2 protein-coding genes are annotated in these 717 nt (G+C 72.0%); both read left to right on the forward strand.

Translation table 11 applies throughout. The annotated features are described in order from the left end of the window. A partial coding sequence (locus FSO04_RS45950) for a sigma-70 family RNA polymerase sigma factor (protein ID WP_154568035.1) occupies positions 1-347 on the forward strand: 347 nt, incomplete at its 5' end. After that, positions 344-717, forward strand: a 374-nt coding sequence (locus tag FSO04_RS45955) for a hypothetical protein (RefSeq protein ID WP_233465471.1), incomplete at its 3' end; no start/stop codon positions are given. The genes FSO04_RS45950 and FSO04_RS45955, both read left to right, overlap by 4 nt.

Below are 717 nucleotides of genomic sequence, written 5' to 3' on the forward strand. Positions count from 1 at the left end.
CCGATACGTGGGCCACTCGTGTCGCGCTAAACCTTTGCACTGACCGGCTGCGCGCCCGCCGCGAAGTCCCGCAAGCCGACAGGCCCGACGAGATCGACCCCGCCGCGTTGCCCGACGCCGCGCTTGAAGCGCGCGCCCAGGACAAGCGCGTTCGCGAGGCGCTCGCCGCATTGCCGGCACGACAGCGCGAGGCGCTGGTGCTGAATTACTACCAGGAGATGTCGAACATCGACGCTGCCGCCCTGATGGGCATCACGGTCGATGCGCTGGAAAGTCTGCTGGCACGTGCGCGCCGCAATCTGCGCGCCCAACTGGCCGGCAGCGGCCTTAGCAAGGACAAATCATGACGCCCGAAAGATTCCATCAGATCGTCGAAGCCTACGGCGCCGATCCGCGCCGCTGGCCGCAACACGAACGCGCGGCGGCAGAGGCCTGGGCCGCGGCGCATCGTGCCGAGGCCGACGCGTTGCTGGCGGACGCGGCCGGCCTCGATGCATGGCTGGCCGCCGACAAGGTCGATCCGCCTGGCGCGGCATTGCAGCAGCGCATCATCGGCAGCGCACCGGTGCGGCGGCCGAGCGCACCACGCCGGAAATTGTGGTGGTCGGGTGCGGCGGTGGCGGGCGGCGGCGGGCCGGGGGGGGGGGCCGGGGCCCGCCCCCGCCGCCCCCCGTCTCCTTTTCCACTCTCCGCGGCCCCCCGGCCCCTCCTCATCTC

Origin of the sequence: Paraburkholderia madseniana (genome assembly GCF_009690905.1) — a bacterium.
GTDB classification, from domain to species: domain Bacteria; phylum Pseudomonadota; class Gammaproteobacteria; order Burkholderiales; family Burkholderiaceae; genus Paraburkholderia; species Paraburkholderia madseniana.